This is a genomic window from Jannaschia seosinensis (genome assembly GCF_001408515.1).
Taxonomy (GTDB): Bacteria; Pseudomonadota; Alphaproteobacteria; order Rhodobacterales; family Rhodobacteraceae; genus Jannaschia; species Jannaschia seosinensis.
Map to the genome: position 1 here is coordinate 19,291 of NZ_CYPR01000229.1, position 8,914 is coordinate 28,204.

Consider the following 8,914-nt stretch of genomic DNA (forward strand, 5'->3'; position numbering starts at 1 on the left):
CGGAGCAGGCTCCGCCCGAGCGGACCGGCCGCGCCGCAATCCGGCGCCGTTCAACAGACCCCGCCCCGGAAGGTCAAGGCGAAAGGCAAGGCCTGCGCGCCGGTGTCTCGCCCGGACGTGCCGTTGTCGCGACGGAAATGACGGCCGAACTGCTCGCGCACCGGACCCGCACCGCCATGCCGGGCGCGTCAGGCGGTGCCACGCGGCTCCATCTCGCTCAGGGATTTGGGTTGCTTGACGGAGCGGCGGTTCTGCGCCCAGCGGACCGTTTTCTCGAACGGCATGGGTCTGGCGATGCCGAACCCCTGCAGGTGCGGGCATCCCATTTCCGCGAGAACCGCCTGTTCCGCAGGGGTTTCCACCCCCTCAGCCAGCGTCGCGATGCGGAGACGCTGCGCGAGGCCGAGGATGGCGGAGACGACATCCCGCCGCGCCGGATCGCTCTCGATTCCGTGGACGAAGCTGCGGTCGATTTTGATGCGGTGTACGCCGAACTGGGCGATATGGGCGATGGAGGCTGCACCGGTGCCGAAATCGTCGAGATCGAGGCGAAATCCGGCTTTGCGCAATGTCTGAAGGTTGCGCATGATGATGGCATCGTGGTCGCGCAGCGTCACGGTTTCGAGAATTTCGATGGCGATGCGTTCGGGAGCGATGTCGTAGCGGTCGACCTGCCATGCGATCCGCTCGGCCAGACGGGGATCCATCAGCTCATCGAGGGAGACGTTGATCCCGAGGCAGGGGACGGAAAGACCGGCCGCGTCCCAGGCGATCAGTGCCTTGAGGCCGGCGCGCAGGATGCATTCCCCCAGTTCGGCACCCCGACCGGCGGAAGCGATTGTGCAGAGGAAGCGGTCGGGGGAAAGCACGCCGAGTTCGGGGTGGTGCCAGCGGGCGAGCGCCTCAAAGCCGACGATCGCGCCGGTCCGCGCATCGACCTGCGGCTGAAACCACGGCCGGATCTGGCCGGATTCCAGCGCATCCTCGATCTGCGTGGAGAGGCGGTGGTCGGTTTCGACCTGCATCCGTATGTCCGGGTTGAAGGCCCGCACCGCATCCGCGCCCTGACGCCGCGCGATCCGCAACGCGCAGTCGGTGGCGGCGAGCATGGCGGCGCCGGACCGCTCGGGCGCCATCGCCTCGCTGCAGATACCGACGCAGGAATGGACGCGGAACGACCGGCCGTTGAGGGAGATCGGCTCTGCGATGGCGGCTTGGAGGCGGTCGACGATATTCATCAGCGTGTCGAGATCGGCATGACGCGTGGGGGCGAGTATGATGACGAACCCGTCCTCGCCCAGGCGCGTGATGATATCCTGTCCACGCAGGGTGGAGGAAATACGCGGCACGAGCCGGTCCATCGTCGCCTCGCCCGTGCCGCCGCCCCACCCGCCGTCGCCGATCTCCAGATCGTCGATCTCCACGCGCAGGAGGGCCGTCGTGCGGTCACGGCGGGCGCAATCCTTCAGGACGTCGTCGACGACCTGCACGATCGCGGCGCGGCCGAATGGCTCACCCGCCGCCGGGCGCGTGGAAGGGCCCGTTCCACGGGGCCGCATCAGCCGTCCGTCGAGCGCGAGCACGATCGGCAGCCCGAAGATGAGGAGCATCGCCACCGCATCCTGTCCGTAGAACCAGGCGAATGCGGCCGCGGACGGAAACAGGAGCGTCCATTCCAGCCGCGCCGCCGAGCGCAGGATGGTGGCGCGGATCCGTGCGGCGAGGCGAGACGCTGTCGACATGGAACTCTCCGATCGTTGCGTCGAAGAGGGCTAGGTTCACAGGGTAACCAGACGCTTAATTCGGCTCTCCGAGATCGGGACAATTGTTCTCATCCGGCGCCAGCGCGGCGAAATCGAACAGCGCCGGATCCAGCATGTGCGACGGGCGCACCTGCGTTAAAGCCGAGAACATCTTGGCCCGCCGGCCCGGTGCCTTGGCCTCCCATCCGTCGAGCATCGCCTTGATCGCCTGGCGCTGCAGGCCATCCTGACTGCCGCAGAGGTTGCACGGGATGATCGGGTACCGCATCGCCTCGGCGAATCGGGCGCAATCGGCCTCGGCCACGTGCGCGAGGGGGCGCAGGACCGTCAGGTCGCCCGCATCGTTGAGCAGTTTGGGCGGCATCGTGGCCACCTTGCCGCCGTGGAAGAGATTGAGAAAGAACGTCTCGAGGATGTCGTCGCGGTGATGGCCCAGCACGACGGCCGAACAGCCCTCCTCCCGCGCGATGCGGTAGAGGTTGCCTCGCCGCAGCCGCGAACACAGCGCGCATAAGGTGCGCCCCTCGGGCACCTTGTCCATCACGATGGAGTAGGTGTCGCGGTATTCGATCCGGTGCGGCACGCCCATCCGCTCGAGGAATTCGGGCAGCACGGTCGCGGGAAAGCCCGGCTGTCCCTGGTCGAGATTGCAGGCCAGCAGATCCACCGGCAGCACGCCGCGCCAGCGCAGTTCCGTCAGCGCGGCCAGCAGGGTGTAGCTGTCCTTGCCGCCCGACAGGCAGACAAGCCAGCGGTCGCGCGTCCCGCCTTGGGACCCCGCGGGGTGCCGGCGGACCATGCCGTAGCGGTCGATCGCCTCGCGGGTCTCGCGGATGATGCGCTTGCGCAGCTTGCGGAACTCGGTCGTGTCCGGCGCGCCGTGGAAGAGCGGATGGATGTCGTCGTTGTCGTCCAGCATGCCGAAAAACCTATCCGCTTGGGGTGCTCTGCGCCAGATCGGATAGCGCGGGGAGGGGCGTTTGGAGCGTCACTCCGGCACGTTGTCGATACCCGACCCGCCCCAGGGATGGCAGCGTCCGATTCGCCGGAGCGCGAGCCAGCCGCCCCTGAGCCCGCCATGCCGCCGCAGCGCCTCGAGCGCATAGGCCGAGCAGGTCGGTGCGAACCGGCAATTGTGGCCCACGAAGGGGGAGAAGGTCGCGCGGTAGAGATGGACCGGAAGCGACAGGAGGCGGGCGAGCAACGTCATGCGTTGCCGCGCGGCGATGCCTTGTCCCCGTGAACCCGCGCCAGCGCACCGCGAAGGTCGTCGAGCAGGGTGTCCCAGTCCCGCGCCGCGGTCACGTCGCGGCGGCCGATCAGGGCGTAATCCCAGCCGGGGCGGGCCGCCCGGGGCAGGATCAGCCGCGCGGCCTCGCGGAGACGCCGCTTGGCGCGGTTGCGGGCGACGGCGTTGCCGACCTTCTTCGAGCAGGTGAAGCCCACGCCCACGGTGGGATCGTCATCGCCTCGATCGCGTGCCTGCAGCAGGAAAGACCCCGCAGGCGCACGCCGCCCGTGGTTCAATGCCAGGAATTGCCGGCGGGCCTTCAGGACGCGCAAAGACGCCGGAGAGGCCATCCCCTCCGGCGCCTGTGGCAAATCCGTCAATGGACTCAGGCCGAGAGCGACTTCCGGCCGCGGGCGCGGCGGGCGTTCAGGATCTTGCGGCCGGCCTTTGTAGCCATGCGCGCACGGAATCCGTGACGGCGCTTGCGGACGAGGTTGGAGGGCTGGAAGGTACGCTTCATGGCCACTTCTCCGGGTGCTTGGCCGGGATTCGAATGAACCGCGCCGACCGTGGAAACAGGAAGCCGCCGTCTAGGTGACGTGTCGGGGCCTGTCAACGGGCCTCGATGCCGTAACATACGCGGATCGGGGGAATTCGGAATTGAAACATTGCCCCTCTGCGGCCGCCGGGCGCACACGCTTGCTCAAACAGGCGTGAACCTGGCTGTCGCGGCGGCCGTTCTTTGGTCATGCCTGCGGGCGAACGCATCTCCGTAACGGAGCGCGCCGGAACTTGGAGACGAAGCCCATGGCGGATCGCAGCACAGCCCGACGCGACCCGGATAGCCCGCGCGGATGGACCCGCTACCTGCCGCTGGCGGCGATCGGGGTGGCGGCGCTTTTGGGAGCGTTCTTCCTGCGCGACTGGCTGTCGTTCGAGACGCTGGCCGACAACCGCGAGGCGCTGATCGCCTTTCGCGATGCGAATTACGCACTGACCGTCGCGGTCTTCGTCGCGGCCTATGTCGCCATCGTCGCTTTTTCGTTGCCGGGGGCGGCGATCGCGACGCTTACCGGCGGCTTCCTGTTCGGGCTGTTTCCGGGTGTGCTCTACAACACGGTGGCGGCGACGATTGGGGCGACGGCAATCTTTCTGGCGGCGAGGCACGGGCTGGGCGACCGGCTTGCGGCGCGGATGGACGCGTCGGAGGGGATGGTGAAGCGGATCCGCGAAGGCATCCGCGAGAACGAGACGTCGTATCTGTTCGTCATGCGCCTGATCCCGGCGGTGCCGTTTTTCGTGGCGAACCTGATCCCGGCCTTCGTGGGTGTGGGGCTGGGGAAATACGTGGTGACGACGTTTCTGGGCATCCTGCCCGGATCGGTCGTCTATACCTGGGTCGGCGCAGGCCTGGGCGAGGTCTTCGCCCGGGGCGAGAGGCCGGATTTCGACATCATCTTCGAGCCGCATATTCTGGGCCCTATTCTCGGCCTCGCCGCGTTGGCCCTACTGCCGATCGTCATCAAGCGCATTCGCGGGAAGGCCTGAGCCATGAAAACGCACGACACGACCCGCCGGAGCCCGGATGCGCGGGAAACGCCGTCCAAGGCGGAGATCCGGACCGACCTGCTGGTGATTGGTGCGGGGGCGGGCGGTCTGTCGGCGGCCTACGGGGGCAGTCAGATGGGCGCGGATGTCACGCTGCTGGAGGGGCACGTGATGGGCGGCGATTGCCTGAACTTCGGCTGCGTGCCGTCGAAGGCGCTGATCGCCGCGGGCAAGCACGCGCATGCGATGCGCACGGGCGCCTCCTACGGCGTCACGCCGGTCGCGCCCGAGATCAGCTATGCCGACGCCAAGCGCCACGTCCACCACGCGATCGCGACCATCGCCCCGGTCGACAGCCAGGAGCGGTTCGAGAAGCTCGGCGTCCGCGTCATCCGCGAATTCGGCCGCTTCGTCGACAAGGACACGGTCGAGACGGACACCTACCGCATCACCGCCCGCCGGATCGTGATCGCGACCGGGTCGGCGCCGCTGGTTCCGCCTATTCCGGGCATCGAGGACGTGTCCTACCTGACGAACGAGACGCTCTTCGATCTGATGGAGCGGCCCGAACACCTGCTGATCATTGGCGGCGGCCCGATCGGGATGGAGATGGCGCAGGCCCATATCCGGCTCGGCTCCAAGGTCACGGTGATCGAAAGCGGCCGTGCTCTGGCCCAAGACGATCCCGAACTGACGGAGATCGTGGTGGCGCGTCTGCGGGCCGAGGGCGTCGAGATCGTCGAGCATGCGAAGGCGGAGCGCATCTCCGGCCGGGACGACGCGATCACGGTGCATACAGGGCAGGGCGACCGCACCGGCACGCATCTGCTTCTGGCCGTCGGCCGCAGGCCAAACATCGATACGCTGAACCTCGATGCGGCCGGGATCGAACACGACCGTTCGATCAAGGTGGATGACGGGCTTCGGACGACCAACCGCAGGGTCTTTGCCGTTGGCGACGTGGCGGGGCGTCTGCAATTCACGCATGTCGCGGGGTATCATGGCGCGACGGTGCTCCGGCCGATCCTGTTCGGGCTGCGGGCGAAGGCGCGCACCGATCATCTGCCTTGGGTGACCTTCACCGATCCCGAACTCGCGCAGGCCGGCATGACCGAGGCGCAGGCGCGCGAGAAGCATGGCGGCAAGCTGGAGGTCCTGCGTTTTCCCTACCGCGAGAACGACCGTGCCGTGGCCGACGGCGAGACCGGGGGCCTGATCAAGGTGATGGTCGTCCGCGGCCGGCCCGTTGGCGCGTCCATCGTCGGTGCGCGGGCGGGCGAGTTGATCGGTCTGTGGTCGCTGGTTCTCGCCAACCGTCTCAAGATCGGGGCCGTCGCCGCCATGGTGGCGCCCTATCCGACACTGGGCGAAATCTCCAAGCGGGCGGCGGGGCAATATTACGTCCCCCGCCTGTTCGAGAGTGCGGCGGTCAAGAAGACGGTCAGGCTGGTGCAGAAGTGGCTGCCCTGAGCCGCGGCATCTTGGACCTCACCTTGGGGGCGGGCCTGCGCCTCTGTCGCAAACCGGCGCGACGCGTGATAACGGACCTGCATCACCGACCGGATATCCGATGTTCAATACCCTCTCCGGCCGCTTCCTGATCCTGACGGTCCTCTTCGTGATGATCGCGGAGGTCCTGATCTTCGTGCCTTCGATCGCGCGCTTCCGGCTCGATTACCTGACCGAGCGTATGGAGCGGGCGCAGATCGCGTCGCTCGCGCTTCTGGGCACGGGCGACATGATCCCCGATGATGTCGAGGCGGAACTTCTGGCCAATGCGGGCGTCCTGAATGTCGTGCTGCGTCGCGACGAGATGCGCCAGCTCGTGCTCAGCTCCGACCTGCCCGGGCCGGTCGCGCGGACGGTGGATCTGCGCGATCCGTCCGCGATCACGCTGATCGCCGATGCCACCCGCCGCTTCTTCACCGCCGGTCCCGAGATTATCCGCGTCGTGGCCGAGCCCGCCCGCGGCGGCGGGATACAGATCGAGGCCGCAATCGACACGTCGGACCTGCATGCCGCCATGATCGAATACGGGCTCAACATCCTGTGGCTGAGCCTCGTGATCTCGGGGATCACCGCGCTCTTTCTCTTTCTCGCCGTCCGCCGCCTGATGGTGCAGCCGGTCAAGGGGCTGGTCCGCCAGATGCGCCGCTATGCCGCCGCGCCCGAGGATGCGACGCGGATCATCGAGCCCCGCTCCTCCGTCCGCGAATTGCAGGATGCCGAGGTCACGTTGCGCGATCTCGAGACGCGTCTCATCCAGTCGCTGCGCCAGAAGGAGCGACTGGCCCAGCTGGGCCGTGCCGTCGCAAAGGTCAGCCATGACCTGCGCAACATCCTGACGACGGCGACGCTGCTGTCGGACCGGCTGGAGCGGGTGGACGACCCGACGGTCAAGCGCGTGGCTCCGAAGATCGTCGCCTCCCTGACCCGGGCCGTGAACCTGACGGAGGGAACGCTGGCCTTCGGACGTGCCGAAGAAGCGCCGCCGGCGCTGCAGATGGTGCCGCTGGCGCCGTTTCTCGACGAGATCTGCGACAGCGAGCGTCTGGCCTCGGGCGATGTGGAAATCGAGATCCGCCATGAGGCGCCTCGCGGTCTCGTGGTGCGGATGGATCCCGAGCAGATGCACCGCGTTCTGGGGAACCTGATCCGCAACGCCCGCCAGGCCATCGCCGCCACGGGCGCGCCGGGCGAGATCGTCGTGACCGCCGGGGAAAGCGAGAGCGCGTGGCATCTGCGCGTCTGCGACACCGGGCCCGGGCTGCCGCCCAAGGCGCGGGAGAATATCTTTCAGGCCTTTCAGGGCAACGTCCGGAAAGGCGGCACCGGTCTCGGCCTCGCCATCGCCCGCGAACTGGTCCAGGGCCATGGCGGGACGCTGGAACTTGAGCGGTCGGAGGTCGAGGGAACGGTCTTCCACGTCGCGTTGCCGAAGGGCAGGGTGGAATAGGCGAAGCCGGGTTTGACGACGGGGGGACGGCGAGACAGGCGTTCCGCACATCAGGTCGTCGCGGTGGCCCCGGTTACGCCGGCCTCGGATGTCGAGTGCTGCTTTGAGGCGCCGCAAAACGGGTTCGCAGGGGGCGCCAGCGTCGGTGGGACCGGCGCATTCGCAAGTTGTCGAATGTTCCCGCCCGCCTGGTCCTGCGGCATACGCGGCCCGGTGATTGCGGGAGGTGGTTTGCAAGCGGAGCGAGCTGCGTGATCCGAGGGGGAAAACGTCGGATCCAAGCGAGTACGGGACGAAAAGGAAATCCGTGAAATCGCCTCTTGCGCGCCTCCGCCCCGGAAGCTATCTGGCCCACATAGTGCGCTGGTAGCTCAGTTGGATAGAGTACTTGACTACGAATCAAGGGGTCGGGGGTTCGAATCCTCCCCAGCGCGCCACTTTACCATTGTCAGACGGCAGATAGGTTTTCCTTTATCGACGTAAAGCGTTACCTTCGGGTCCGGTTCGGGCGTATCGGGCGTGATCTGATTTGTGGGCAGGCTCACATCCTGTCCCAGTTTAGGGGTCCCGAAAGCTCTAAATCCGAATCTAGGATCACGTCCTTCAGTCTGGCCTTTGCATAGATGTGGCCGGTGGCCTTCGGGACCGGGCGTGGCAGGATGCTCAGTTTCGGTAGTTCGAAGCGAAGGCGCTGGAACGAGAGGCCCGTTGCCTGCGAGACACGGCCGAGCGTCGTGTGGTCCGTCAGGAAGCCGGCGATGGACGCACAGGTCACGGCCGGCATCGTGTGGCCGCGAAGGGCTGGGCCGCGTTTTTCGAGAGTCAGTTCCCCGGTCGTGAGCAGGTAATCCACCATCCGAAGCGAACCGCCGAGTATCTTCGCGGTCTTCAATTTCGGCGCAGCGTCGAGCAATTCGCCGACGACTACGGTTCGGACCTCTTCAAGGTCGACGTGGATCGCAGCGAAACCCTGCACAGTCGGGTCGATTCACACTACACGACTCCGCAGGGCTTTCGTGCTTCTGGGTTGATCCTCTGCCACGACGCGATGGCGTCGAGGGGATCGGATCTGAGGCGGCTTCGGATGTGGTCGAAGCCGGTTCGAAACCAGGATCTGGCGTAGTGGCCGTGGCTTTTGCGCGGCGGCGCGCGCTTGCCGAGAAGGTCTGCGGCGGCGCGACCGGCCCAGGCAAGGGCAAGCGCGACAAGGGACATGAGCAGAGCGAGTTTGCGTGGATCGGTGAGACGTGTGTCCTCAAGGTTGAGGCCACGCGTCTTGGCATCGCCGAACAGACATTCGATCGCCCAACGTTTGCGGTAGGTTTCGAGCGCGGTGCGCGGCGCGACGTTGGTAACCACGATCAACCACTCTCCCTTGAGCGGCTTGGCCGCGACGTTCGGGAGCGGCGTATTGCT

The 8,914-nt window shown here is 66.9% G+C and carries 10 protein-coding genes and 1 tRNA gene; 4 read left to right on the top strand and 7 right to left on the bottom strand.

Going from position 1 to position 8,914, the window contains the following annotated elements; all coding sequences use genetic code 11:
- Positions 1-188: 188 nt before the first annotated feature.
- The 5 genes from JSE7799_RS17550 to rpmH form a co-directional block, all read right to left on the bottom strand.
- Positions 189-1,742 (bottom strand): putative bifunctional diguanylate cyclase/phosphodiesterase, encoded by a 1,554-nt coding sequence (locus tag JSE7799_RS17550; RefSeq protein WP_055664766.1) that lies wholly within the window; start codon positions 1,740-1,742, stop codon positions 189-191.
- A gap of 55 nt (positions 1,743-1,797) precedes the next feature.
- Positions 1,798-2,682 carry a tRNA 2-thiocytidine(32) synthetase TtcA gene (gene ttcA, locus JSE7799_RS17555; protein WP_055664767.1) on the bottom strand — a complete coding sequence of 295 codons (885 nt, stop codon included), beginning with the start codon at positions 2,680-2,682 and terminating at the stop codon, positions 1,798-1,800.
- A gap of 69 nt (positions 2,683-2,751) precedes the next feature.
- Entirely contained in the window at positions 2,752-2,973 is a 222-nt protein-coding gene (gene yidD / locus JSE7799_RS17560; protein ID WP_055664768.1) for a membrane protein insertion efficiency factor YidD, read from the bottom strand.
- Positions 2,970-3,344, bottom strand: a complete 375-nt coding sequence (gene rnpA / locus JSE7799_RS17565) for a ribonuclease P protein component (protein ID WP_055664769.1) — start codon at positions 3,342-3,344, stop codon at positions 2,970-2,972. The genes yidD and rnpA overlap by 4 nt, the downstream gene beginning before the upstream one ends.
- Positions 3,345-3,379: 35 nt before the next feature.
- Entirely contained in the window at positions 3,380-3,514 is a 135-nt protein-coding gene (gene rpmH, locus JSE7799_RS17570; protein WP_012177012.1) for a 50S ribosomal protein L34, read from the bottom strand.
- A 287-nt stretch (positions 3,515-3,801) separates the two neighbouring features.
- On the opposite strand from rpmH, the gene JSE7799_RS17575 reads away from it, so the two are divergent.
- The 4 genes from JSE7799_RS17575 (at position 3,802) to JSE7799_RS17590 (ending at position 7,935) form a co-directional block, all read left to right on the top strand.
- A complete protein-coding gene (locus JSE7799_RS17575; RefSeq protein ID WP_055664770.1) occupies positions 3,802-4,542 on the top strand; it encodes a TVP38/TMEM64 family protein in 741 nt (246 codons plus the stop codon).
- Between the two features lie 3 nt (positions 4,543-4,545).
- The gene (locus tag JSE7799_RS17580; protein ID WP_055664771.1) at positions 4,546-6,012 is read left to right on the top strand and encodes a dihydrolipoyl dehydrogenase family protein; all 1,467 of its coding nucleotides are present in this window, start codon (positions 4,546-4,548) and stop codon (positions 6,010-6,012) included.
- Between the two features lie 100 nt (positions 6,013-6,112).
- Positions 6,113-7,498, top strand: coding sequence for a sensor histidine kinase (locus JSE7799_RS17585; protein WP_055664772.1), 1,386 nt, complete (start codon positions 6,113-6,115; stop codon positions 7,496-7,498).
- A gap of 360 nt (positions 7,499-7,858) precedes the next feature.
- Positions 7,859-7,935: transfer RNA gene (locus tag JSE7799_RS17590), tRNA-Arg, on the top strand.
- Positions 7,936-8,039: 104 nt separating this feature from the next.
- On the opposite strand, the gene JSE7799_RS17595 is transcribed toward JSE7799_RS17590, so the two are convergent.
- Positions 8,040-8,411, bottom strand: coding sequence for a hypothetical protein (locus JSE7799_RS17595; RefSeq protein WP_222101805.1), 372 nt, complete (start codon positions 8,409-8,411; stop codon positions 8,040-8,042).
- Positions 8,412-8,491: 80 nt separating this feature from the next.
- Positions 8,492-8,914, bottom strand: a 423-nt coding sequence (locus tag JSE7799_RS17600) for a transposase (protein WP_144431786.1), incomplete at its 5' end; no start/stop codon positions are given.

Bases quoted from the DNA above. Each gene is read 5' to 3' on its own strand.
- JSE7799_RS17550 (WP_055664766.1), bottom strand. From the start codon at position 1,742: ATGTCGACAGCGTCTCGCCTCGCCGCACGGATCCGCGCCACCATCCTG.
- ttcA (WP_055664767.1), bottom strand. From the start codon at position 2,682: ATGCTGGACGACAACGACGACATCCATCCGCTCTTCCACGGCGCGCCG.
- yidD (WP_055664768.1), bottom strand. From the start codon at position 2,973: ATGACGTTGCTCGCCCGCCTCCTGTCGCTTCCGGTCCATCTCTACCGC.
- rnpA (WP_055664769.1), bottom strand. From the start codon at position 3,344: ATGGCCTCTCCGGCGTCTTTGCGCGTCCTGAAGGCCCGCCGGCAATTC.
- rpmH (WP_012177012.1), bottom strand. From the start codon at position 3,514: ATGAAGCGTACCTTCCAGCCCTCCAACCTCGTCCGCAAGCGCCGTCAC.
- JSE7799_RS17575 (WP_055664770.1), top strand. From the start codon at position 3,802: ATGGCGGATCGCAGCACAGCCCGACGCGACCCGGATAGCCCGCGCGGA.
- JSE7799_RS17580 (WP_055664771.1), top strand. From the start codon at position 4,546: ATGAAAACGCACGACACGACCCGCCGGAGCCCGGATGCGCGGGAAACG.
- JSE7799_RS17585 (WP_055664772.1), top strand. From the start codon at position 6,113: ATGTTCAATACCCTCTCCGGCCGCTTCCTGATCCTGACGGTCCTCTTC.